The 24454-nt window shown below is 49.3% G+C and carries 20 protein-coding genes; 16 read left to right on the plus strand and 4 right to left on the minus strand.

Going from position 1 to position 24454, the window contains the following annotated elements:
- Position 1: 1 nt before the first annotated feature.
- The 13 genes from COW20_02480 to COW20_02540 all read left to right on the plus strand — a co-directional run bounded on the left by COW20_02480 (position 2) and on the right by COW20_02540 (position 14295).
- On the plus strand, positions 2–1135 hold the full coding sequence (locus COW20_02480; GenBank protein PIW50388.1) for a hypothetical protein: 1134 nt from the start codon (positions 2–4) through the stop codon (positions 1133–1135).
- Positions 1136–1252: 117 nt separating this feature from the next.
- A complete protein-coding gene (locus COW20_02485; protein ID PIW50389.1) occupies positions 1253–2134 on the plus strand; it encodes a hypothetical protein in 882 nt (293 codons plus the stop codon).
- A 365-nt stretch (positions 2135–2499) separates the two neighbouring features.
- The gene (locus COW20_02490) at positions 2500–3006 is read left to right on the plus strand and encodes a transcriptional regulator (GenBank protein PIW50390.1); all 507 of its coding nucleotides are present in this window, start codon (positions 2500–2502) and stop codon (positions 3004–3006) included.
- 31 nt (positions 3007–3037) lie between these two features.
- A complete protein-coding gene (gene sufC, locus COW20_02495) occupies positions 3038–3817 on the plus strand; it encodes a Fe-S cluster assembly ATPase SufC (protein ID PIW50391.1) in 780 nt (259 codons plus the stop codon).
- A 17-nt stretch (positions 3818–3834) separates the two neighbouring features.
- The gene (gene sufB / locus COW20_02500; protein PIW50504.1) at positions 3835–5301 is read left to right on the plus strand and encodes a Fe-S cluster assembly protein SufB; all 1467 of its coding nucleotides are present in this window, start codon (positions 3835–3837) and stop codon (positions 5299–5301) included.
- Between the two features lie 2 nt (positions 5302–5303).
- Positions 5304–6626 (plus strand): Fe-S cluster assembly protein SufD, encoded by a 1323-nt coding sequence (gene sufD / locus COW20_02505; protein ID PIW50392.1) that lies wholly within the window; start codon positions 5304–5306, stop codon positions 6624–6626.
- Positions 6623–7879: a cysteine desulfurase gene (locus tag COW20_02510; protein ID PIW50393.1), complete on the plus strand. Its 1257-nt coding sequence runs from the start codon at positions 6623–6625 to the stop codon at positions 7877–7879. The genes sufD and COW20_02510 overlap by 4 nt, the downstream gene beginning before the upstream one ends.
- Positions 7880–8105: 226 nt before the next feature.
- Positions 8106–8405, plus strand: coding sequence for an aromatic ring hydroxylase (locus tag COW20_02515; protein ID PIW50505.1), 300 nt, complete (start codon positions 8106–8108; stop codon positions 8403–8405).
- Between the two features lie 9 nt (positions 8406–8414).
- On the plus strand, positions 8415–9632 hold the full coding sequence (locus tag COW20_02520; GenBank protein PIW50394.1) for a sodium:proton antiporter: 1218 nt from the start codon (positions 8415–8417) through the stop codon (positions 9630–9632).
- A 2-nt stretch (positions 9633–9634) separates the two neighbouring features.
- On the plus strand, positions 9635–10219 hold the full coding sequence (locus COW20_02525) for a hypothetical protein (GenBank protein ID PIW50395.1): 585 nt from the start codon (positions 9635–9637) through the stop codon (positions 10217–10219).
- Between the two features lie 2 nt (positions 10220–10221).
- A complete protein-coding gene (gene moaA / locus COW20_02530; protein PIW50396.1) occupies positions 10222–11214 on the plus strand; it encodes a GTP 3',8-cyclase MoaA in 993 nt (330 codons plus the stop codon).
- A 152-nt stretch (positions 11215–11366) separates the two neighbouring features.
- The gene (lon, locus tag COW20_02535) at positions 11367–13781 is read left to right on the plus strand and encodes an endopeptidase La (GenBank protein PIW50397.1); all 2415 of its coding nucleotides are present in this window, start codon (positions 11367–11369) and stop codon (positions 13779–13781) included.
- The gene (locus COW20_02540; protein ID PIW50398.1) at positions 13771–14295 is read left to right on the plus strand and encodes a hypothetical protein; all 525 of its coding nucleotides are present in this window, start codon (positions 13771–13773) and stop codon (positions 14293–14295) included. The genes lon and COW20_02540 overlap by 11 nt, the downstream gene beginning before the upstream one ends.
- A gap of 47 nt (positions 14296–14342) precedes the next feature.
- Here COW20_02540 and COW20_02545 read toward each other — a convergent pair whose 3' ends face one another.
- From COW20_02545 to COW20_02560, 4 genes are all read right to left on the minus strand, one after another.
- Positions 14343–15551: a hypothetical protein gene (locus COW20_02545; GenBank protein PIW50399.1), complete on the minus strand. Its 1209-nt coding sequence runs from the start codon at positions 15549–15551 to the stop codon at positions 14343–14345.
- Between the two features lie 84 nt (positions 15552–15635).
- Positions 15636–17429, minus strand: coding sequence for a hypothetical protein (locus COW20_02550; protein ID PIW50400.1), 1794 nt, complete (start codon positions 17427–17429; stop codon positions 15636–15638).
- A gap of 42 nt (positions 17430–17471) precedes the next feature.
- Positions 17472–17669 carry a 30S ribosomal protein S21 gene (gene rpsU / locus COW20_02555; protein ID PIW50506.1) on the minus strand — a complete coding sequence of 66 codons (198 nt, stop codon included), beginning with the start codon at positions 17667–17669 and terminating at the stop codon, positions 17472–17474.
- A gap of 168 nt (positions 17670–17837) precedes the next feature.
- Positions 17838–18701, minus strand: coding sequence for a prolipoprotein diacylglyceryl transferase (locus COW20_02560; GenBank protein ID PIW50507.1), 864 nt, complete (start codon positions 18699–18701; stop codon positions 17838–17840).
- A 75-nt stretch (positions 18702–18776) separates the two neighbouring features.
- On the opposite strand from COW20_02560, the gene COW20_02565 reads away from it, so the two are divergent.
- Genes COW20_02565 through COW20_02575 form a run of 3 tightly spaced genes read left to right on the plus strand, consistent with a single transcriptional unit; the run spans position 18777 to position 24364 of the window.
- A complete protein-coding gene (locus COW20_02565; GenBank protein PIW50401.1) occupies positions 18777–22157 on the plus strand; it encodes a hypothetical protein in 3381 nt (1126 codons plus the stop codon).
- Positions 22141–23571, plus strand: coding sequence for a hypothetical protein (locus COW20_02570; GenBank protein ID PIW50402.1), 1431 nt, complete (start codon positions 22141–22143; stop codon positions 23569–23571). Before COW20_02565 ends, COW20_02570 begins: the two co-directional genes overlap by 17 nt.
- 7 nt (positions 23572–23578) lie before the next feature.
- Complete coding sequence (locus COW20_02575) at positions 23579–24364, plus strand: undecaprenyl-diphosphatase (protein PIW50403.1); 786 nt, start codon at positions 23579–23581, stop codon at positions 24362–24364.
- Positions 24365–24454: the final 90 nt, after the last annotated feature.

The following is a 24454-nucleotide window of genomic DNA, read 5'->3' on the forward strand; positions in this document are numbered from 1 at the left end:
CTTGAGAATTGCACTGATTGAAGCTCCCACACACGGCCTGACAACCTTTCGCTGGGAGGATGTCTATTTTCCAGAAACACCTTTTCCAATCTGCGACTACTTGATCAATGAGCAGAACGAATTGCGAATTTGGGATCTTGAGAAAGAAATTTCTACCGATGCCCAAAAATTGGTTCAGGAATTGCAGGCCTACCAGCCCCTGGTGGTGGGTATCAACGACCATCAAAGCACCCAGGGATTGGTGATAGAACGCCTGATCAAACAGATGTTTCCCCGTGCGCTGGTTTTTTTCAGTCCTCAGCAAATGACCCCTCAGGAATTGCTCGATAAAGCGAACCAGAATGCCTTCAGTCTGCGTCATCGCACCAAACCCATGGCCGGAAAAGTCCGCTTGCGTCGCACCTGGGAGGATGAAGAACTTTTTTCTATGATGTCTGAAGATTTGCAAACTTCAGCCTATGCCCTTGAAGCCATTTTTTATGAAAAATATGATCTTCGTGACTGGAAACAATATCTGCCCGATGCAGCCTACCGACGCAATCTCTATATGCTCGAAATTCTTGAAGAAAGTTTGCCGGCCCATTTGCCCTTCTGGCAACAGGAAAGTCTCAGAATTCTGGATGTGGGCGCAGGAGATTGGATCTACGCCCCCGCCATCTATCAGTTCTTTCGGCACGCCCACAGACCCATTCCCCGAAAGGTTTTTCTGACAGGGGTAGAACTCGATCCCTATCGCATCGATGACGAAGGCTATAGCCGCGTGGATTATGCCCTCTCTTATATCGACCCGATTGCCTCTCACTGCCGTTACCTGATTCAGGATATTGGAGATTATAACCCCTCCTTGCCTTACCATGTGATTCTTCAATTTTTACCCTTGGTGCTTGAAGCTGCTCATCTTTTCTGGGGCTTGCCGCTCAAATATTATCACCCCCAAGCGTCTTTGCATCATCTGCTTGAAATTTTAGCGTCTGAAGGTGTCATAGTCGTGGCCAACGAAATCCCACCCGAATTTGAGCGCCAAATGCAACTTTGGCAGGGAGAAGGGCTTCAACCCTACCTGGAAGGTGCATTTTACTCCCGTTTCCGCAAGGCCGTAGCAGGCTTTCTTTCTGCCATTCAAAAAAATCAATGAAACATTTTTCACTTGGTTTGCGTCCTAAGGCTCATGCCTGAAACTTAGAAAGCAATAATTTCAGGCAAAGCTAAAATCTGGTAATCTGAATCAAGATCTATGAAAGAGGTTTCTTAAATGCTTCTGAAAAATACATTGTCCAAAGTTACATTGCTCTCCTCAGCCTTCGCCATGCTCACCATGGCTGCCTGTGCTCCCTCCCCTGTGACACCTGGCTCTCCCGCAACGGCCAAACTGAATGCAGTTTCTGTCAGCGAACTCTCAAAGGGGGGTTCCGACTCCAAAGCCAGCGTCTATCTCTCTTGGGATGGCGTGGGTTCAAACGCCAGCACTTTGAAATTTTTCCGCCGTGAATCAGACCAAAGTGCAGAACAAGTCACCAATATCACCACCCTGAACAACAAAGGCCAAAACACCTTTACCGATGAAGATCCCAGCTTAACCTCCGGCAAAACCTATATCTACAATCTGCGTGGCGACAATACCAACGCCATTGCGGTCGTTCGTGCCGAAACCAAACCTGTTGAAGTTATTTCAGCCAACGATATCAAAGCCTTCAAGCTCCTCAAACCCGCCGAAAACGATGCAATTCTCAAAGATCCTCTCGGCCAGGGCGTTGAATTTGAATGGGAAGATGCCGGCACTGGTCTCTACCATGTTCAGGTCTCTGACCTGGGCGGCACTGTACTTTGGGGTGCAATTACCAAAAACACCAAAATTACCTATGGCACCCGCTCTGGCGCTTTGACTTCAGGTTCTACCAGCACCAGCACCGACCCCAAACAATTGGTGCCCCTGGCTCTGACCAAACGTCTGAATATTACCAGCACCGCTCCCAATTCCAGCCGCAATGAACTGGAATTTAAAGGCATTGGCACCAATACCCAGTACCGGATTCAGGTCAGTGCAATTCGCACCATGCCCAATACCGGTGATTTAGCGGGTGCCAGCGCGATTGCACTGCGTCCTGCTGAAGAAATCCGTTTTATTGCCCAGTAAATCTGCGGGCTATTTGCCCTTCGATAAAGATCCTTAACACAAACGGCGGGGCCACTTTCAGTGGCCTCGTTTTTTAGTCTGCTCTCAGCAAGAGCCTTCAAGAAAGCTCTTTCATTCAAACAAATCACAATCCATCCGGTAGACTCAGCAATGATTCGAGCCAAAATTTTGCCGCTATATTCCGCAAGAAAATTTAAGGTTAGTTTAAGGTTTTCTATAATCAAGATTTTGTTTCTATTCAAGAATAAAACATAAGAAATTCCAAAACCTTTATAGCATAAGATTTTTTTTAAGAAAACAAAAACGGATTTTTTTATCGGGTTTTAATTCCGAGTATCTTGTCTGCTTTTCATGCAAATGGTAGCATGAAGGTATCAGAATCAGATCAAGCAGGTAATCCGATGAAAATTTCAGCGGTTGAAGAATACGGTCTGCGATGTCTATTGCAATTGGCTCGAAGCAAAGAAAACCAACTGCTTTCAGCTGAAGATATCGCCGAAAAAGAAGGTCTGTCCGTCGCCTATATTGAGAAAATTTTAGCTCAATTACGTAAGGTAGGACTCGTGAGCAGTGTTCGTGGCATGTACGGCGGCTATCAACTTACACGTTCCCCAGATAAAATCACAGTCGGCGAATTGGTAAAAGCTGTCGATGGTGACTTTTTTACAGATATCTGTCAGCATTTTTCCGGCAATCAGAACGCCTGCGTTCACAGCAGTGCCTGCAGCGTAAGGCCTGTCTGGCTGATGGTTGCCCGCCATGTCTACCGCATTCTCGATCACCTGACATTGGCCGATCTGCTCAATGAAGAAAGCAATATGGAACAACAGCTTTTTTCTGACTTCCCTTTGCCCCTGCAGATGGCCCGTTAATCCTATGACAAGCAAACCCAAAGAGGACTCTATGCAAACAAATCAAACCCCCACCATTGAAATTCGCAATTTGCACGCCAATGTAGGCGATAAACCCATTCTCAAAGGCGTAAACCTGACTATTTATCCTGGTGAAATTCATGCCCTGATGGGCCCCAATGGATCTGGTAAAAGTACGCTTTCACATGTCTTGATGGGGCACCCAAACTATACGATCACCGCTGGCGAGGTTCTCTTTAAAGGTCAAAATCTACTCGAAATGGCGCCCGATGAACGCGCCCGCGCAGGCATGTTTCTGGCGTTTCAATACCCGATGGTGATTCCTGGCGTGAAGGTTTTCCAGTTTCTGCGCAATATGCTCAAAGCCCGCCGGGGTGGAGATGTTTCCGTGCGTGAATTCAGACAGGTTTTGCAAGAAAAAATGAAACTGCTCAATATGCGAGAAGAATTTGTCAAACGCTATTTAAATGAAGGCTTTTCCGGGGGCGAAAAAAAACGTCACGAAATTCTTCAAATGGCCCTCTTACAGCCCGATTTGGCGATCCTCGATGAAACCGACTCAGGTTTGGATATCGATGCCCTGAAAACCGTCTGTGAAGGTATCAACGCCGTAGCCGCCAGTCACAGCGAAATGGGAGTGCTGATTATTACCCACTATCAGCGCATGCTCAATTATATTGAGCCCCAATTTATCCATATCCTTTTCGAAGGCCGGATTGTAAAATCCGGTGGCAAAGAACTCGCATTGGAACTGGAAGCTCAAGGCTACGAACAGATTGAAAATGAATTCCGCACGGCCGTGGCCGTTTAAGGAGAAATACAATGGCAATGATCACCAACCAGGCAGTTGAGAATAGCGAACCCGCCCTGAGCGGCAAGGAAAAAACCCGTGCCGAACTCGAAGATCTGAATAAAGACTATAAATATGGCTTTCATGACCCTGAAGACAAATATATTTTTAAGTCTGAAAAAGGTCTGACCGAAGAAATCGTACGTCGGATTTCGTCTATGAAAAACGAACCCGAATGGATGCTCGATTTTCGTTTGCGGGCGCTGCGCCTCTTCAATGAAAAACCCATGCCCACTTGGGGAAACAATGAGTTTTTGAATCAGATTGATTTCGGCAATATCCATTACTATGTACGTTCTTCTGAAAGATCTGAAAACAATTGGGATGAAGTGCCCGAATATATCCGCGAAACCTTTGACCGTTTGGGCATTCCAGAAGCCGAACAAAAGTTTCTGGCCGGTGTGACCGCCCAATATGAATCCGAAGTGGTTTACCACAGCGTGCGTGAAGACCTTGAAAAACAAGGCGTGATTTTTATGGACATGGACACAGGTTTGCGTGAACACCCTGAAATCATCAAAAAATTCTTCGGCACGATTATTCCCTCCGGCGACAATAAATTTTCAGCCCTGAATTCTGCAGTCTGGAGTGGGGGCAGTTTTATCTATGTTCCCAAAGGTGTCAAAGTAGCCATTCCCCTGCAAGCCTATTTCCGTATCAATACTGAAAATATGGGCCAGTTTGAGCGCACCCTGATCATTGCCGATGAAGACAGTTCCGTGCATTATATTGAAGGTTGCACAGCCCCAATCTACACCACCGACTCCCTGCACTCTGCCGTGGTTGAGCTGATCGCTATGAAAGGCGCAAAAATCCGCTATACCACGATTCAGAACTGGTCAAACAATGTCTTTAATCTGGTCACCAAGCGTGCCATTGCCCATGAAAACGCAACTGTGGAATGGGTAGACGGCAACCTGGGTTCTAAACTGACCATGAAATACCCTGCTGTCTGGCTCAAAGGCGAGGGAGCCAAGGGTGAAATTCTCTCGATTGCCTGGGCAGGCAAAGGCCAGCACCAGGATGCCGGGGCCAAAATTCTGCACTTGGCTCCCAATACCTCTTCTGTGATTACCTCCAAATCGATCAGCAAAGATGGCGGACGCACCAGCTACCGGGGCCTGATCAAAGTCTTGCCCGGTTGCCATGGCGTCAAATCAAATGTGCGCTGTGACGCGTTGCTTTTGGACAAGGATTCCCGCTCGGACACCTATCCCACCATGCAAATCGATGAAGATCAAGCACAAATCAACCACGAAGCCACTGTCAGTAAAATCAGCGACGAACAGCTCTTTTACCTGATGAGCCGTGGCCTGACAGAAGATGACGCCCGCCTGATGATTGTGAATGGTTTTATTGAAGAGTTCACCAAAGAACTCCCCATGGAATATTCCGTTGAGCTGAACAAGCTGATTCAATTGGAAATGGAAGGTTCAATTGGTTAACCATGACGAATACAGCTCTTTCTCTCGATTTTCGCAAAAGCTTCTGCAGTGAAATACTGGCTCAAACAGAAGAACCTACCTGGTCTCAGAGCTTGCGTCAAAAGGCCTGGGACAGCTATCAAAACCTGCCTGAGCCCCTGCCTCCCCAGCGCAACCTGCGCCGAATTCCACTTTTGGATGAAAGCAATCTGAAAGCGCCGGGATCCAGCCCCGCAGGCGCTGGCTTAGATGAACGTCAGGCCAGTTGGGGAAATCTCGCCAGCACCGCCCAGATGCTCAATGCAACAGCACTTGAAGTTTCACTTTCTGAACGCTTGAAAGCCCAAGGCGTGGTGCTGTGTTCACTTCAAGAAGCCTTGCTGGCTTACCCTGAAAAAGTGCAAACGGCTTTGGATCAGGTTTTACCCGCCACTGAAAACCGGGAGGCGGCCCTGAACCTGAGCTATTGGCGCAATGGTTTCTTTTTATGGGTACCGCGTGGCGTTGAAATTCAAGAACCCCTCTATTTACTCAGCAGTTTGAATCAAGCCCAACAGGCTCTTTTCAGCCGTTCGCTGATTCTGCTCGATGAAGGTGCACAGGCCACTGTGATCTGCGATTATCACGCAGAAAGCCAAGGCCAGCCCTCTTTCAGCTCGGATCTGATTGAAATGGTTTTGGGCAGTGCAGCCCATTTGAAACTGATTCATTTGCAGAATTGGGGCCAAGAGGTGCATGCCCATAGCTATACCCAGGCAAAATTGGAAAGAGATGCACATTTAACGCAAATGAATCTCTCCCTGGGTGCCGCCTTTCATTATGCCCAAACCCAATCTCTTTTACAGGCAAAAGGGGCTGAGTCTTTATTTCTGGGTCTGAATATGGGCCAGGCCCAACAGCATTTTCGCCAACACACCCTTCAAGATCACCGCAGCCCCCATACACGCAGCGAATTGATCTATCACAGCGTGCTGAAAGATGAAGCCTATTCGTTTTTCAATGGCATGATTTATGTCAGCCCCGAAGCCCAGCAGAGTGAATCTGGACAGGTCAGCAAAAGTCTTTTGCTCAGTGATAAATCACGTGCTGACGCAATTCCCAACCTGGAGATTCTGGCTGATGATGTACAATCTGGGCACGGTGCAGCGATTGGTTCTTTGGATCCTGAACAGCGTTTTTATCTCATGAGCCGTGGTTTTGATCAACATACGGCCGAATCCCTGCTGGTTGAAGGCTTCATGGAAGAAGTGATTCTGCGCTTCCCCCATGAGGATCTGCAGCAGCGTATCGCAGCCCACCTTTCTCTGCATTTATTGGCGGAAGGCGAAGATCGGAGCGAAGCGTGACTCTAAATATTGAACGGATTCGCGAAGATTTCCCAATCCTGAAACAAACAGTCAACGGCGAACCCCTGATTTACCTTGATAATGCAGCCACCACGCAAAAACCCCAGGCGGTCATTGACGCCCTGGTGCACTATTACAGCACCCAAAATGCCAATGTCCATCGCGGCATTCATACTCTCAGTCAACAAGCCACCGACGCCTTTGAGGCGGTCAGAGAGCAAACCGCACGCTTTATCAATGCGCCTTCAGCCCGCAGCGTGATTTTCACCCGTGGAACCACTGAGTCGGTCAATCTGATCAGCTACAGTTGGGGAGAGAGCAATCTTCAGCCCGGCGATGTGATTGTCACTTCGCAAATGGAACACCATTCCAATTTCGTGCCCTGGCAACGACTGGCAGAAAAAAAGGGAGCCGAACTGCGTCTGATTCCGGTCACAGAAACTGGTCTTCTGGATCTTGAAGCCGCTGCCCAACTGATCGATCATCGTACCAAAATCGTCGCGGTCACCCAAATGTCCAATGTGCTGGGCACGCTCAATGATGTTCAAGCCTTGGCGCGTCTGGCACATGCCCAGGGCGCCTTGATCTTCGTAGATGGCGCCCAAAGTGTGCCCCATCTGCCTGTTGATGTGCAGGCTCTGGATTGTGATTTTCTGGCCTTCTCGGCGCATAAAATGGCCGGTCCGACAGGCATCGGCGTGCTTTGGGGCCGGGAAGAAATTCTGGCCCAAATGGAACCTTTTCATGGCGGTGGCGCCATGATCAAAGAAGTTTTTGAGAGCCATTCAACCTGGGGTGATCTGCCCTATCGTTTTGAAGCTGGCACCCCCCATATTGAAGGCGTACTGGGTCTGGGAGCCACCCTCACCTATCTCACCACCCTCGGCATGGAAAAAATTCATGCCTATGAAACGCTGCTGACAAGCTATGCCCTGGAAGGGCTTGCCAAAATCGAAGGTCTCAAGCTCTATGGCCCTCAAGACGCCGCTCAACGGGGGGGAATTCTTTCGTTCAATCTGGAGCAAATTCACCCGGCAGACGTGGGATCGCTCTTGGATCAACAGGGGATTGCGATTCGCACCGGCCACCATTGCTGTCAACCCCTGATGCGCCGCTTTGAGGTCAATGGCATGGCGCGAGCCAGCTTTTATTTTTACAATACCCTGTCTGAAATAGATGCCTTGCTTGCGGGCCTACAACGGGTTCAACGCATCTTTGCAAAAGCCCGCAAGCAAACACAAACAACACATTAGGAGCCCCGTCGGGAAAGATATGGAAACGCAAACCCTTGCAAGCACCCTCCCAGAGAAAGAATCTGAGGTATTTTTGAAAATGGCAGAAACACACGTTCCTGATCCCAAAACAGAGGCAAAATCCGAGAGTCAGCCCTCTGAGACTGCGCAAAGCCAAACAGAAGAGTCGGCAACTTCTCCCAGCAATATGCCCCAAAGTTTGAACGCGCCCGATCAAGACAGCATTATGAATGCCCTCTGTCAGGTCATTGATCCTGAATTACATATGAATATTGTCGAGCTGGGTCTGGTCTATACGGTCACCCTGGAAACCTCCCAAACCCCTCCCTCTGTAGATGTTGAAATGACCCTGACTTCTCCGGGTTGTCCCTATGGTCCCGTGATTATGGGCCAGGTACCCACCATTCTGAAACAGACCTTTGGAGACAGTATTGGTGAAGTTGAAGTTCATTTAACCTTTTCACCGCCCTGGGATCCGGCTACCATGGCATCAGAAGATGTTAAATTCGAACTGGGTATTTTTTAGGAGAAACTTATGAGTCAAGCATTACCTGGCATTCAAAATGTGATTGCCATTTCAAGCGGCAAGGGCGGCGTAGGCAAATCTACCGTCAGTGTCAATCTGGCCCTGGCCCTGGCCCAAAAAGGATTTCGTGTCGGTCTGGCCGATGTGGATATCTATGGTCCCAGCATTCCCACCCTGCTGGGGCTTGAAAAAGAACAACCCAAAATGCTCAACCAGCAATTGGTTCCGATCAGCAGCCACGATATCAAAGTCATGTCGATGGGATTTTTAGTCGGTCAGGATACTCCTGCGATTTTGCGTGGGCCCATGATCACCAAGTTTATTCATCAATTTGTCACAGGGGTTCTTTGGGGCGAACTGGATTACCTGCTGCTCGATCTGCCACCCGGCACAGGCGATGCTCAGCTTTCACTGGCCCAAACCGTTCCCCTGACAGGAGCTTTGGTTGTCACCACCCCCCAAGCCCTGAGCGTAAAAGTCGCTCTGCGTGGCCTGCGCATGTTTGAAAAAGTCAAGATTCCGATCTTGGGAGTGGTTGAAAACATGAGTGGCTGGGCCACCCCCAGCGGAGAACCCTCTCCCTTCAGAGGCGGACAAGCCCTGTCTGAACTCGCAGGTGTTCCCTATTTGGGCAATATTCCCATGGATCAGACCGTCGCCATCAGTGGCGATGAAAACAAACCTCTGCTCACGGCCTATCCTGCCGCTGATGCGGTTCAATCTTTCCGCAACCTGGCATCAGCTGTGATTGATCAGGTCAGCCTGATCAACAGCGGCCCCACTCCCTTGGGTCAGTTTCACTGGAATCTGAGCAGCGGTCAGGGCGAACCCGCCCACCGTGAAGCAGGAGAAACACCCGTGCCTTCTCAAATCAGCCAAGCTCGCCGCTACGCCCTTGAAGAAATTACCCCAGTCGGGCTGAAAAAGGCCGGCGAATCGGGGCTCGTGATTCAATGGCAGGACGGCACAGATTATGAACTCGATTTCAGAGGCCTGCGTCTGGTTTGCCCTTGCGCAGTCTGTGTCGATGAAGATACAGGCGAACGCAAACTGATTCCCAGTATGGTGCCCTTGGATGTCAAAGCAATTGCGATTGAATCTGTAGGCTCCTACGCGCTCAAGTTTACCTGGAGCGATGGTCACGCCACCGGTCTCTACGCCTTTGAACGTCTGCGTCAGTTGGGCGAAGCACGGGCAGCCGCACTGGCCACCCATTCGGTCAATTAAGCATGCATCTGCCTCTGGCTGAAAAGCTGGCCGAACTCGGTCAGGCCCGTGACAAGGCCTGGCTGAGTCAGGATACAGTAGCCACGGTTCAGCAGGATCAGCTCCTGCAACGCTGGGTACATAAACATGGCCTGAAAACCGTACAAAAAGTCTGCACCTGTATCTGGCGCGAAGGCCAGAATGGCCCAGAGCTTTTGGCGTTTGAACACCCCAGTGCGGGGCATCAAATTGTCAAAGGCACACTCGAACCCGGCGAAGATCTGGGCTTGGCCGCCTTGCGTGAATTGCAGGAAGAAGCGGGCTTGCAGCGGGAAACCCCGGGCACTTACCTCGGGCTGATTCACCATGGCGCCTTTGGGGGAATCGAATCCGGCGGCTTGTTTGAGCATCAGATCTGGCATCTGTTTGCCCAACCCGCCACAGGCGATGAACCTGAGAGCTGGAGCCATATTGCCACTGGCAGTATCGATGAGGAAGGCCTCGAATTTAAGTTTTTCTGGCAGCCCTTAAATCTCCCCGCTCCCGGCTTCGCTCCCGTTTTTGAGCGTGTGATGCAATTGCTCAAGCACCATCTGCAAGGCCTTTGAACGTGGCCCACGGGCAATTAAAAGATCAATGGGGGCGAGTGGCCCGCAAACTGAGAGTCTCACTGACCGATCGCTGTAATTTGCGCTGTCAGTATTGCATGCCTGAAGCCGGACTCAACTGGCAGGCCCGTGAAGAAATTCTCAGTTTTGAGGAGATTTTCAGACTGCTCACAATCTTTGCTGAGCTGGGCATTGAAGAAATTCGTCTGACAGGGGGCGAACCCCTTTTGCGCAAAGATCTTGAAATTTTGCTCAGCCAAATTCAGTCTCTGCACTTTAAAAAAGTCTCGCTCACCAGCAATGGCATACTGCTGCCCGAAAAAATGCCTGCGCTTTACCAGGCCGGGTTGCGTTCTTTCAATATTTCATTGGATTCCCTGCTGCCGGAACGCTTTGCCAAAATTACCCGCCGGGATGATTATCAGCGGGTATTGGCCGGTTTAAACTGTCTTGATCGCTATCCCGATCTTGAGATCAAACTGAATACGGTCATGATCAGGGGCTTCAATGACGACGAAGCCCTGTCCTTTGCCCGCTTGGCCCGTGAGCGAAACTGGGCCATTCGCTTTATTGAATTCATGCCCTTGGGCCAAGGAGATGGCTGGCTTCCACAGGAGGTCGTCAAAGGCGCAGAACTCAAAGCTCAGATTGAAGCCGAATTTCGCTTGGTAGCGGTCGAAGCTGCAGGCAAGAACCCTGCTTCACGTTGGCACTTTGCCGATGGCAGCCCCGGCGAAATCGGTTTTATCAATGCAGTGAGCGAGCCCTTTTGCCACAGTTGCAACCGAATTCGTCTGACAGCCGATGGGTATTTGCGCAATTGCCTGTTTTCAAGTCAAGAACTCAATTTAAAAACACCCTTGCGCCAGCAGGCAACAAGCACCGAACTCACAAACCTGATCTGCGATTGGGTCTGGCAAAAAGAAGCGGGCCATCAAATCAACCAAATCGGCTTTGAGCGCCCTTTGCGCAGCATGTCACAAATCGGGGGCTAAACCCCAACCTTCACTGAAGCAGGTTTTAAGCTCGGATTCAGACAGGGCCTTGAACTTCACAGGCAAAAGACTGACGTACTCTGCGTCGAGACCGGATCATCCGTTATAATGAAAAAAATAAAGTCAGAAAAAATGTGTAGGATGCCCTGAAAATGAGCACAAACCTTGCCAACGAACCCACCCTAACCCATGAAGAAAGTCCACCGGAATCTCCCGCCAAAGACTTGATCCTGGTTTCAGAAATTCTACCTGATACCCTGAATATTCTGCCCTTTGAGCCCCGTCCCATCTTTCCCAATGTTTTAACCCCTTTCACTTTTTCCGGGGATCACTATATCGAACTGCTCAAAGATGCCTGGGAAAATCAAAACCGCATGTTTGGGGTCGCTTTGGTCAAACATGAAAACCCTGAAAGTTTTTTTCAGTCCGAACTCTATGAAGTGGGCACGATCCTCAAAATCTACAAGGTCAATGTGCCTGCCGAAGGCATTGTGCAGGTGCTGGCACAGGGACTCCAGCGTTTTTCCTGTGTGCGGGTCAAACAGAAAGAGCCCTTCCAGCGCTGGGAAGTGAAATATCACTACGATGCTGAAATCAAACCCAATGACGAACAAAAAGCCTATGCCCTGGCCATTACCTCAGCGGTCAAAGAATTGCTGCGTTTGAGCCCTGTGATGCAGGAATCTGTCAAAATGATGCTCTCGCAAATGACCTATGACAATGTCGTGACCCTGATGGATGTGGTCTCTTCGATTCTGGGCTCCGACCCCGAAAAACTCCAGGACTTGCTTGCCACCTTTGACCTGACCCGACGCAGTGAAAAGCTCCTGCTTTTGCTCAAAGAAGAGCTGGAGGTCATGAAAATTCAGGAAAAAATTCAACAGCAAATCACTGAAAAGGTCAATAAACAGCAAAAAGACTTTTTCCTGCGTGAACAGCTCAAAGCGATCAAAAAAGAGCTGGGCATGGAAAAAGATGACAAAACCACTGAAATTGAAAAATTTGAGAACCGTCTCAAAGACCTGGTGCTCTCTGAAGAAGCGGATAAGGTCATTCACGAAGAGTTGGACAAACTCGGCATGATGGAAACCCATTCCCCTGAGTACCAGGTCACGCGCAATTACCTGGATACCTTGACCGGTCTGCCCTGGGGAAAATACTCCAAAGACAACCTCAATATTGGCAAAGCCCGACGAATTCTCAACAGCAGCCACTATGGCCTTGATGAAGTCAAAAAAACCATTCTGGAACTGATCAGCACGATTCGCAAACGGGGCAGTCTGACCGGTCAGATTCTCTGTCTGGTGGGGCCTCCGGGTGTGGGCAAAACCTCGATTGGGCGTTCGATTGCCGAAGCTTTAAACCGTGAATTCTTCCGTTTTTCTTTGGGCGGCATGCGTGACGAGGCCGAAATCAAAGGTCACCGCCGCACCTATATCGGGGCTCTGCCCGGAAAAATCATCCAGGCCGTGAAACGGGCGGGCACAGCCAATCCCGTGATCATGCTCGATGAAATTGACAAACTGGGAGCCAGCTTTCGGGGCGACCCGGCCTCCGCTTTGCTCGAAGTACTCGATCCTGAACAGAATGTCGATTATCTCGATCATTACCTCGACGTGCGTTTCGACCTCTCCAAGGTCTTGTTTATCACCACGGCCAATCAACTCGATACCATTCCGGGCCCTCTGCTCGATCGCATGGAGGTGATCCGGCTTTCGGGGTATATACTCGAAGAAAAACTGCAAATCGCTAAAAAATACCTGATTCCCCGCCAGCGCGAAGAACATGGGATTGACGAAGCAGAAGTGCAGATCTCAGAAGGGGCCCTGCGCCGGATCATTGACCGCTATGCCCGTGAGGCGGGCGTGCGCAATCTCGAAAACCAGCTCAAGAAAATCATGAGTGCGATCACCCTGCGCATGGCCGAAAAAAAAGAAACGCAGTTTAAAATTTCCTCACGCGAGGTCGAGAAATACCTTGGCAAGCCGCGCTTTACGGCCGAAGAAGTGTATCCGGAAAGTGTTCCCGGCGTGACAATAGGTTTGGCCTGGACTGCAATGGGCGGTGCCATCCTGCATATCGAAGCTGCCGCCTTAAAAGCCAAGGGGGGCGGATTTAAACAGACCGGCCAATTGGGCGATGTGATGAAAGAATCCACCCAGATTGCCTATACCTGTGTACGTGCCCTGCTGGATCATGACAAGGCCCATAAAAACTTTTTTGAGCAGCATCAAATCCATTTGCATGTGCCCGAAGGAGCCACCCCCAAGGATGGCCCCTCAGCCGGTATTACCATGGCCCTGGCACTTTATTCTCTGGCTACCGGGCAAGCCATTCCCTGCCGCTTGGGCATGACGGGTGAATTGACACTGACGGGTAAGGTTCTGCCGATCGGCGGTCTGCGTGAAAAAACCATTGCCGCCAAACGGGCCGAGGTCTATGAATTGATCTTTCCCGAGGCCAACCGCCGGGATTATGAGGAACTGCCTGCCTATATCCGCAAAGGCCTGACTATTCATTTCGTCAAGGAATTCAAGCAGGTGCTGGAACTGGCCTATGGAGCTTGAGCTAAAAGCTTTGGCAACAGCCGATTTGCCCTTTGCTCAAGCTGTTTTTGAATCGGTTTTGCCCCTCTACCGAGAGCTGATGCCGGGGGCCTTTGAAGAAAATCTGAAAATCGTCGCGATTTTAATTGAAAATGAGCTTGATTTCTCGGCCACAGGCTTAAACGCCGAGTTGATTCAGGTGAAGGGGCAAGCCCAGGGCTTTCTGGCCTGGGCCCGGCTTGAAAAAGGGCCGGCTTATCTGGCTTCCCTGCATTTTCTGCCGGTGGCAAGGCGCCAGGGGTGGGGAGGGCTGGCCCTTGCACTTTTGGAAGACCAACTCAAACGCCAGGGGCTGCCTGCCCTCTATCTTTTGGCCCATGCCCAGGCCGACTGGGCGCTTGATTTTTATCTCAAACAGGGCTATGCCCGCTTGGCTGAAGCCCCCGCAGACATTCTGCGGCTGGCCGGAACACAAATTCAACATCTGCTCATGCCCGGCATGGTGCTGATGGGCAAAGAATGGAGTATCGTATGAGTTTCGGGGGACGGAACCGAATTCCCTGGGTCACCTTGATCGTGATCTTAATCGTATTGGTGGCCCTGCTCGAAGCCGATTTTGAACAGGGAAACTGGGGGGCTTTGGCTTTCAAACTGGGTGGGGGCTTGTTGCTGAGTATCGGGGTTTGGGGCTGGTTTCACTGGCGCGGCAAGGTTTGAGGTCGGTAAGTTGAAATGTATTGAAAGAGAGGGCCAGGTAAATAAACAAAGATGTTGATCAGAAAAACATGAAAGATACGAAACATTTCCCTGTTTTTCCTGACTGATACTCACACCCAATCCCAATCCAAAATCCAGACTGAATTCTGACATAATCTGCCATTCTAACCCCAATCCAGAACGAAGAGAAACATAGGGTGAAAATGGGGGCGCAGAAGAAGTCTCCCCAATACGGGCCACCCCAGTGTATCCAGAAGTTTCCGTATACAGATTGAAGCCTAACTGACGGGGATATAAATAATATCGCCCAGCCAAACCAGCCCCATAGGTTACGTTGGAATTGGTTCTCAAAAAAGCGCCGACTCCCCATTGAGGTTCCATCCATCCGAGCATCCAGTTCTGTGGAATATTAGGTTGATCGTATTCCTGAAAAGGATCAAGGACTACACTCAATTGCAGATTTCGTGAGAGCTTTGTTTTTTCGCTGGCAAGTTGTTCATAACGCTCCGAGAGCGGCTGAAGTTGATGGAAACCAATTCCCATTTGTATTCTGGGGGTCCAGGTCCATTCACCTGGATGGGTAAAATTATCCTGAACGACCCCCGCAGAAAGGAGAATACTATTCCCCCCCAAACGAGTGTCAAGACCCACTTGCGAAAACAAGATACCGCGATTCCCAAAATCAAAAAGTGTATGCTGAAGTTCAAAGTAGAGACGTGAGTAAGCAAAACGCTCAGAAAGAAGAAAAGGAGGCAGATAATAACGGTGAGAGAAATAAAACTGAGCGCCGAATAATTCAGCCACAGTAAGTCCAAAGCCCCACTGCCAATTTTCCAACAGAATCCCTACCAGACCAAAACTAAAATTTAATGGGTAACCACTTTGAAATTCAACTCCCAGTGTCCAAGGTTTCCAAGGCTCGGTACGCAGAGTTTCCAGCTCAGGAGAAATCGGTTCTAATTCTGCCTGAACAGGGTGAGCCCAGCACAGCCCTAGAATCAGCCCCAAAAGCAGGGCTCTGCGTTGACCTTTCAAGGCACGCGAGGGTTGATTGCAACAGCGAAAAATGCCCATCTTTTTTCCTCAATCTCCAGCGAATAGAAATGAGAATAACATGATTTTACTTTTTTGTAAATATATTTTTTGATTGAAGAAAGACTAAGACCGCTGTAAAGGCACGATCTGAACCTGGTCATTCTCTTGAAAAAGCTCAACCCATTCCAGCTTCTCTAAAATATGACGCTGGGCCTGGTTGCCAAAAACAAACTCCACCCCCGGATAGATCAGTTGGGCGTAAACACGGCTGTGGGGGCTTAAACGCACCAGCAGCCGGCTGCCGTTGGGGCTGCCCAACTCACGCACGGTCAGGTTCTCTCCGGCTTCAAGGGTGCCTTCACGGCAATAGCCCGGCAAGCCCGTGATCACGATATTTTGACGGGCTTGTAGCTTTGAGTTATAGCAGCCTTCGCCCAAAATATAAATATTGCCTTGCGAAATCACCTGAGAACCTTGCACATAGCCCAAATAGACATGGCTATAAAGATTTTCAAGCGCAGTCAAATCCTGAAGGTATTCGCCCAGCTTGAGCACCCAATCAGAAAAAATTTCGGCATTGACCTCCTTCTGCTCAAGATTGAGCAGATTGGCCAGAACCACCTTCAAGACCATTACTTTGCGGGGTTGCAATTTTTTCATGCTTTTCAGCAGTTCCCACAGTTTTTCGGCATCCTGTCGCAATTGAGGAAACTGGGTTTTGAGCAGATTGATCAGAATCAGCTTATCCGGTCGCTGGGCCAACTGCGGAACGCTCTTTTTTAAATCATGAAAAAGCCGATCCGCCTGCTGCATTTCACTGAGCAAGGCTTCAACCGAAGGAATCAAACGCATGCTGGCCGTCGTATCGCCTCCTGAGGCAATGTGGCCTTTGACCGTATTGCCATGCACAAAAATCGACTCTTCAGCTTCCAATTGGGCATGGCTGACCTGGCCTTGAATTTCAATATGCTGGGTAGCCCAGACCTGCGCCAGATCCAGCACATCAGCGGCAATCTGCACACTGCCTTTGACATCGACAATCGCACCGCGTGTGCCCATGATCGGATCTGAATAGGTCTGACAGGGCCGCACTTTGATATCACGGCCATTAAATGAGGGAATCCCCTCCAAGCGTGAAAGTGCCTCCAACCCTTCTTTCTGCAGAAGCACGGTGCCATCCACCACCTGTAAAGGCCTAGAGAACTCAGGCCTTGGCAACTTTTGGCCGAAAATATTGATGCCCTCCCGTTCAAGGTGCCCTGGTATTCGCCTCACCAAAATCTCACCAGCCTTACAGGCTTGCAAGACAGGAAAATGCATCTGAAAAGGAGCGTTCATCAGAGCCGCTTGGCCCATAACGGGTTCAGGCAAAGCATAGCGTTCCTCTATCCGATCCGCGATAAAAACAGGCGTTTGCCCCTTGGCGATACAGACAGGCTCCTGATCCGGCTGGGCGATCAACTGGTCAAGCTGATCTTCTTGGATCCCATAGACAATGGCCTCATGCTGAAGTTCATCTAAAATTTCACTGCGAATTTCTTCAAAGGCACTTAAAGGAGCAGATTTTTCTTGAATTTTAATCTGAAGAAAGGGGCTGGGGGGCGTATCTTCCAGTTGATAAAACAGACCAGGAGCCTCTTGCTCAATTTTGAGCCAGGCCCGCATCAGGTCGGGAGCTTTGGTCAGGGAGAGGTGATAACGGGGAAAGGTGCGCAAAGGAAGCGTCACCCGAATAGAAGTGCGGGAGAAGACCTCCACAGGTTCCTGAATGGGAACCTCATTGACAAAAACCAGAACAGAATCATCAGCCATAATCGTGGCAGCTTGCCCACCAGGTTGTGGATCCTGGATGTGGATATGGCCATTTTCAATGCTGGCCATTCCATTCATTTCAGGGGATTCCTTTTGCTCTGACATAGATTCAGCAAGGGTGTGGAGCCCTTCTCCCGCAGTGCCAAATTAATAACGTTTCAGCTGTTTTTTCAGCTTTTTCTTGGCACGACGCAAAATTTCTTTGCGTTTTCTTTGCTTTTTAGCGCTAGGAGGCTCGTAGTAGCGTTTTTCTTTAATTTTACGAAAAACACCGGCACGATTCAGTTTCTTTTTGAGGGTCTTAATCGCCGCATCAACTTTTCCGTCTTCTACTTCAACTTCCATCATACCCGCACTCACCTCCTCTCTAAATTCAACTTATTTGACGATACTTTCAGACAGTCTTCCATGCCACTTGTTTGAGAGGGGAGAATAATCAGAAAAAGTTCGATACATCATTCTAGCAAAACTTAGGCCTTACGCCAAGAACACAGGCTCATTGATTGCCAAAATTTAAGAGGCAGATTCTGAAGCTGCAGGGGGCTCAGTCGGCACGCCATCGCTTGAAAGCGCCACGGTTTCAGGTTTGGATTTTTGAAGATTGAAGAAAATCAGCATCAAAAGCCCGCCGAGAATCATGGGCAGACAAAGCAGCATGCCCATCGTCAACCAGCCCCCGTAAAGATAGCCCAGTTGAGGATCTGGAATGCGAGTAAATTCAATCACAGAACGGGCCAGACCATAACCCAGCAGAAAAATGCCGCCCAAACTGCCATCTTTTAAATTTTTGGCAGTACGAAAAACCAGCCAAAGCACAGCAAAAAGTAAAAAGCCTTCAAGTCCGGCTTCATACAATTGCGTGGGGTGGCGAGGAATATTTCCACCGCCCGTGGCATTGAAGATCACGCCCCAATTGCCGCCCGTGGGTTTGCCCCATAATTCGCCATTGATAAAATTGCCTATCCGACCCAAACCCAGCCCCAAAGGAGCAGGCACAGCCACAATATCCAGCATTCTGGCCAAAGGTATCTTTTTCATGCGGGCATATATCACGATCGCAAGAATACTGCCAATCAAGCCGCCATGAAAAGACATGCCGCCCTGCCAGACCATTAGAATTTCCCACGGTTTTTTGAGATACATGGGAAGGTTATAAAACAGAACATAGCCCAAACGGCCGCCCAAAATGACCCCAAAGAAGGCATAGGTTAAAAAATCCATGGCATCGTCACGGTTAAAACCCATTTCCAAATAGCGGGGATTGCGGGAAATCAGCAAATAAGTCAAAGCAAAGCCCAAGAGGTACATCATAGCGTACCAACGGGGCTCCAAAGGGCCTATTTTAAAGATGACAGGGTTGAGGTTGTGGGTATAAATCCAGTTTGGCATTTGTATCTACTCGCAATATTAGGCTAGAATAATACCACATCACGCATTGAAACTCGAAGTTAAATGGGCCAAGATACCGAGCTAGGGCAAACCAGTCAGCGCTTTTCCCCCGTCAGGGCAGAGCGTTTTTATTTCTGGTCGGTTGTGCTTTGGGGACTGTTTATTCTTGGCTTTACCTATCACCAAACCCCCCATTTCTGGTCGATCAATGGCTGGGATTTTGTTGTTTTCGCAGTGCTCAGCATTATGGCAGAACAAACCTATGTCACCTTGCCACATGGCAGCAAAATTTCCGCAAGTTTTTCAGTACTTTTAACCGCCCTGCTTTTATTTAATGCCCCGATCGTGATTTTGCTGGCCTCCATGGGCAATCTTTTTACTGTTCTGTTTGTTCAGCGCCGCAGTTGGGATATCGCCGTTTTCAATATGGGGCAATACGCTCTGACTTACGGTCTGGCGGGCATGGTTCTGATCACCGTGCATACCCGGATCGAAAATATCCTGCTGGATTTGCCCCTCTTGCATATGTTGGTTTCGGCAGGAGCTGCCACCCTGACCTATTTGCTGGTCAATATTCCGATCGTCAATGGTTTTGTGGCGATTAAAAGCAGGCCCGGCCTGACCTGGCGAGGCTTTTTTAAATCACTTTTGATTTTCCAGGAAGACAAAGTCGAAATCACCCAAACCCTGTTCTTTTTCCCGATTGCCGTCATGGTGGCCTCTTTTTATCAGCGTGACCACAATCTTGTCATTTTGGGCATCCTCATGGCCCTGATTTTAGGCGGGCTAAAATTTATTGAGCAACGACGTCGCATGGAAGAGCAAAACGATAAGCTGCGTACCCTCTATGAAATGACCAAAGAATTGGGTGAATTTATTCTGCATGAAGCAGATGTAGAGCTTACCCACAAGGACCTTTTCCAGAATTTACTCAAACAAAGCAATTACCAACAGATCTCGCGTTTTATTCCCAATCAGCGCTGTTCAATTTACAAGGTCGAACAACTGGGAGAAGACCGACGTATTGTGCACGAAATTTCAGATCGGATTCCTGAACCTGAAAAGAACTTCCACCTCGAGGACGAAGGCCCGCTTCAGGACATGGTTCACAGCAAACAAGGGGTCATTCTGAATCATCTGGGACATTTACATTTGCCCTATGTGCTTTGGAAAAAAGCCTATAAAGCGTTTATAGCCCAACCCATTCTGGTCGATGATGAAGTGGCCTATCTGCTCGTTTTATTCAGAGAACATTTAGAGCCCTTCGATACAGGCGATGAGCGCATGTTGAAACTGCTGATTAAACCGCTTGAAATTACCCTCAAGAATATTCAGCTGCGCATGAAAATTCAGGATCAGGCGATTAAAGACGGCCTGATGGGGGTCTTTAATCATCGCTATCTCAAAAACAAAATGGAAGAAGAACTTTCACGCGCCAAACGCTATAAAAAACCGCTTTCACTGATCATCTCAGATGTTGACTATTTTAAAAAATTCAACGATACCCATGGCCATCTGCTGGGAGACCGGGTTCTCAAAGAGATCGCCGTGATTCTGCAGGATTCAGTGCGTGAAACAGATATTGTCGCTCGCTATGGCGGGGAAGAATTGGCGATTCTTTTGCCCGAAACGCCGCTCAAAGCAGCCTGTGAAGTAGCTGAAAGAATTCGTCGCAATGTGGCCCAATTTGCCTTTACAGGCAAAGACAACCAAACCGTTTCGCTCTCTTTGAGTATGGGGGTAACCTGCACCGATGAGGATATGGATCTTCAGGTTTCTGAATTGATTGTCCGCGCCGACACGGCCCTGTATAAGGCCAAAAATCAAGGCCGCAACCAGATTTCTCAAGCCATGGTCGAGCAGGGCAAACTGATCATTGAAACCTATTCACGGGGAGCTTCACCCAGCCCCGCCGATGCAGTGGTAGCTGTGCAGGTTGATTTGCGTCCTGAAACCCGACAGCTTTGGTTAGAAGCCCTTAACAAAGGCGAAAAAGACCTGATTGAAGAACTGAACCTCTTTATCCAAGCTCAAGCCGATTTAAAACCCGTCTACCTGGGATATTTTCAACACAAACTGATTCCCCAACTGCCTGAGCTTTTCCGCTTATTTGTTCAAACCCCGCATGTTCAAGGCAATCAACATAACTGGGATGAAACCCTCACCCAAGCACTTCAGGTTTGGAAAACCCGACTGGGAAATAAACTTCAACACAGAGAACATGTCTTGTTACTCAATGAGCTCTGCCTGCTGGCCTATCGTCATTTTATTGAACAGGCCCTTGAGCTCTCAATGGGTGAGTCTGAAAAGAAACATATTTTTGAAATTTGCTACGCCTTTTTCAGAGAGGTCAGCTTGGTTTTGCTACAAACCTCCTGTGAATATCTGGAAGAACAGCGTTCGCAAACCCAGCATCTGCTCGAAGCGATCCGTGGCCTGAATCATTTTCAAACCGGCCAAAGCAGTCTCGAAGAAACGCTCACCCAAATTCTGCCCCAGGTGCATCAAACCCTGCCCCAAGCGGAAGGGGTATTGCTCGCCTTCCCCGACAGTGTTTCAGGCCAATATCTGACACGGGTGATGTTGGGGGCCAATCCCCGAGCCATTGCTGCGCTTCAGAACCAATTGGCATTTCGCTGGCCCCTGCCGGGTGCTTCACCCCGACAGGTTTTTGAAAGTCAAGATCCTGAAACCTGGGGTTCGGCCAAAACCTTGCTCGAACAACACCTGCCGGGGATTCAATCGATTGTTTTCAGACCGATTACCCATGAACGGGAAGTCAAAGCGATCTTAATCTTATTGATGAATCAACCCGTACAGCTTTCCAACCGTCAATTGCGTTGGCTCAAAACCTTTGCTGAAGAATTTTCGTTTGCCCTCGTGAACCGCCACCAGGTTCAGGAGCTTGAATTCAGGATTGTACGTGTCTTGAAGCAAATGGTGGATATCTTTGAATCCGGAGCTTCGCCCTGGCGCTTTCATTCTGAACGTGTCAGTTCATTGGCGGGACGCCTGGCCCATAAATTGGATCTGCCCCTGCATGAACAACAGCAATTGAGAGAACTTGCCTATTTACACAATCTGGGTCAATTGGTCAGTGCGCCCAGAGAACAAAACCGATCTGCTGAAAACTGGAATGATATGCAGCATGTGCTGCTGGGCAGTCGCATTATTGAGTCTATTCAGCATTTACAAGCTCTGGCACCCGCCATTCGCCATTTTGCTGAGCATTGGGATGGCAGTGGTTTTCCAGATGGGCTGGCAGGCACGCAAATTCCGCTCTATGCGCGTATTATTGGGCTGGCCAACGCCTATGAAAGAACCCTGCAAACGTCTGAATCTTCACAGCAGGCGGTTGAATCCCTGCTCAAAACTGGCTATTATGATCCCAGTCTGTGCACCCTTCTGAAAGATATGGTTGAAGCTGATGAAGTTAAAATATAAATGGTTTTTACCGGCACTTATGGTCTCTTTGCAATGGAATCTCAGTTTGTCTGCGCAAGCAGATGTCTCTACATTTCTCAAACTTTCGCGCGATCCCAGCGCCCAGAGAACCTTTACCAACCGTGTGGTTGAAAGCGTCAAAAACTGGTCAGCCCAAAACAGCCCCGTCTCAGCGGCTCAACTGGAAGACACGCGCCTGGCCTTTAATTTTTTACCCCGCAACCCCATTCTGCGCCAAAAACTTGCAGAAATGCTTGAAAGCCAGTTGAACACAGGCCTCAGCCCCCAGGAAACAGAGCTGATTCAAACTGAATTACTCAATCTTGAACCCCGCAACGAAGCGCTGCGTCTGGCCTTGTCTAAACTGCTTTACAGCAAGCATGGCAAAGCCAGCCCTGCCCAAATCAAGCACAGCCATACTCTGATTAATGATGCCTTCAATCTCTGGGATGAACAGAAATACGACGCTGCTCTGCGCTTGTTTCGTCAGGCTCAATTGTCTGAATCCTCAGAGTTTGCCGTTCTTTTGGCGATGCATTTAAGAGATCGGGGACAAATTGCAGAGGCCCGCAGCATTCTCGAGAAACAAAGTGCCGCTCCCGATTATTTAAACATGCGCCAAGGCATGCTGAAACGCATGCAGAGGGCCGAAAACAGTTTGAAAGGGGCTCCTTCTGAGAGCGAAAAGACAGCTGCACAATTGGAGCTTGGACAAATTCAGGCGGCTGAAAGCGCTTGGAAAAATCTGCCCGATTCGGATCTAAAACATTGGCTCAAGGCCAAACTGCTTGAAAAACAAGCCCGTTATCACGAGGCTGCCGTTCAATACCAGGGATATTACCGTATGAAATGGGGAAAAGCCTTTCCTGATTTAATGCCCGTGGTCTATAAAGTGCAATTGGAAGACCTCAACTCCCTCGATCTCGTGGCATTAAAATTTCGCAGCTCTCCCGATTTAATCCGTCAGGTCAATGAGGGCCTGGATCAGGATTGGCTCGAAACCTATCGCATGGTGGTGGTTCCCATGCCCCGGCATGGTTTTTCCTGGCCCACCGTTGGCTATGTTTCCTCTCATTTTGGCTACCGTTTACACCCCATTCGCGCCACCTGGCGACTCCACGAGGGCGTCGATATTGAAACACTGCCAGGCATCGCGGCTTCTGCAGCCAGCTCAGGTCAAGTGATTCAAAGCGCCTATGATAAAGAATGCGGCAATATGATTCGCATGCAACATGCTCCCCAATTGCAGACGGTGTATTGTCATGGCGAAAAACTGCTGGTTCCCAAAGGCAAAGCCGTCAGTATGGGACAAGCCCTGATGATCACCGGAAATACCGGCGCGAGTGCCAGCAACCATCTCCACTTCGCCGTGCGTTGGCAGGGCCAGTATACCGATCCCATGGATTGGCTTTAGGCCGCGAATGCGTTTTTATCAAGCGGCGACGCTTGGGTTGATTCAAGGCATCACTGAGTTTTTACCTGTTAGCAGCACCGCCCATCTGATCAGCCTGCCCCGCCTCTGGGGCTGGCAACGACCAGGCCTCAGTTTTGATACTTCCTTACATCTGGGCACCCTCTTGGCCACAGGCCTCTACCTGCGTCAAGATTTCAAACGTATTCTGGAAAGCTTGCAAAAACCCTTGCCCCAAAATGAGGTCTTTGATTTATTCTTGAGCAGTCTGCCCGCAGGTTTGGCAGGACTTTTGCTTGAAAAACGGATTGAAAAATATTTACGTTCAACCCAAACCCTGTCCTGGGGCATTCTGATCGGGGCCCTGTTTATGGCCTGGGCAGATGCCCAAAAGCAAGCCCAGCCTTTAAAGCAGCCGACCCGCCTGAGCCGATTCTTAACAGGAAGCAGTCAGGCTTTGGCACTCTTTCCTGGCATTTCACGCTCAGGTGTAACGCTGGCAACAGGGTTGGCCTGTGGCCTGGAACGCGCCCTGGCTGCGCGAGAGTCCTTTTTAATTGGGTTTCCGATTATTACTGCCGCCGGACTTTTCAAACTCAAGGATTTTGTCAAAAATCCCCCCAACGCCAAAGAACTGGGGCTCTTGGCCACAGCTTTGGCAAGTGCCAGCTTGAGTGGATATTTTTGTTTGAAGCTTTTGCTGCGTTTTCTTGAACAAAACAGCCTGAAACCCTTTGTCTTGTACCGCCTGGGCTTGACACTTTTTCTACTCAGCCAGAAAAGCAGCGAGATCTGATTCAGATTTACAGCTCTTGAACCTACAATAGAATTAAGTCTGTTGATTTCTGTTATAAGTTTCAACAGGATGGGTATAAGATATCCAGAG

It is taken from the genome of bacterium (Candidatus Blackallbacteria) CG13_big_fil_rev_8_21_14_2_50_49_14, from assembly GCA_002783405.1.
GTDB lineage: Bacteria > Cyanobacteriota > Sericytochromatia > UBA7694 > UBA7694.

Excerpts from the sequence above, each read along its gene's own strand:
- COW20_02565 (PIW50401.1), top strand. The coding sequence starts at position 18,777 with ATGGGCCAAGATACCGAGCTAGGGCAAACCAGTCAGCGCTTTTCCCCC.
- COW20_02575 (PIW50403.1), top strand. The coding sequence starts at position 23,579 with ATGCGTTTTTATCAAGCGGCGACGCTTGGGTTGATTCAAGGCATCACT.
- lon (PIW50397.1), top strand. The coding sequence starts at position 11,367 with ATGAGCACAAACCTTGCCAACGAACCCACCCTAACCCATGAAGAAAGT.
- COW20_02545 (PIW50399.1), bottom strand. The coding sequence starts at position 15,551 with ATGGGCATTTTTCGCTGTTGCAATCAACCCTCGCGTGCCTTGAAAGGT.
- COW20_02540 (PIW50398.1), top strand. The coding sequence starts at position 13,771 with ATGGAGCTTGAGCTAAAAGCTTTGGCAACAGCCGATTTGCCCTTTGCT.
- COW20_02485 (PIW50389.1), top strand. The coding sequence starts at position 1,253 with ATGCTTCTGAAAAATACATTGTCCAAAGTTACATTGCTCTCCTCAGCC.
- COW20_02570 (PIW50402.1), top strand. The coding sequence starts at position 22,141 with ATGAAGTTAAAATATAAATGGTTTTTACCGGCACTTATGGTCTCTTTG.
- sufC (PIW50391.1), top strand. The coding sequence starts at position 3,038 with ATGCAAACAAATCAAACCCCCACCATTGAAATTCGCAATTTGCACGCC.
- COW20_02525 (PIW50395.1), top strand. The coding sequence starts at position 9,635 with ATGCATCTGCCTCTGGCTGAAAAGCTGGCCGAACTCGGTCAGGCCCGT.
- COW20_02550 (PIW50400.1), bottom strand. The coding sequence starts at position 17,429 with ATGTCAGAGCAAAAGGAATCCCCTGAAATGAATGGAATGGCCAGCATT.
- sufD (PIW50392.1), top strand. The coding sequence starts at position 5,304 with ATGACGAATACAGCTCTTTCTCTCGATTTTCGCAAAAGCTTCTGCAGT.
- sufB (PIW50504.1), top strand. The coding sequence starts at position 3,835 with ATGATCACCAACCAGGCAGTTGAGAATAGCGAACCCGCCCTGAGCGGC.
- COW20_02520 (PIW50394.1), top strand. The coding sequence starts at position 8,415 with ATGAGTCAAGCATTACCTGGCATTCAAAATGTGATTGCCATTTCAAGC.
- COW20_02515 (PIW50505.1), top strand. The coding sequence starts at position 8,106 with ATGAATGCCCTCTGTCAGGTCATTGATCCTGAATTACATATGAATATT.
- rpsU (PIW50506.1), bottom strand. The coding sequence starts at position 17,669 with ATGGAAGTTGAAGTAGAAGACGGAAAAGTTGATGCGGCGATTAAGACC.
- COW20_02490 (PIW50390.1), top strand. The coding sequence starts at position 2,500 with ATGAAGGTATCAGAATCAGATCAAGCAGGTAATCCGATGAAAATTTCA.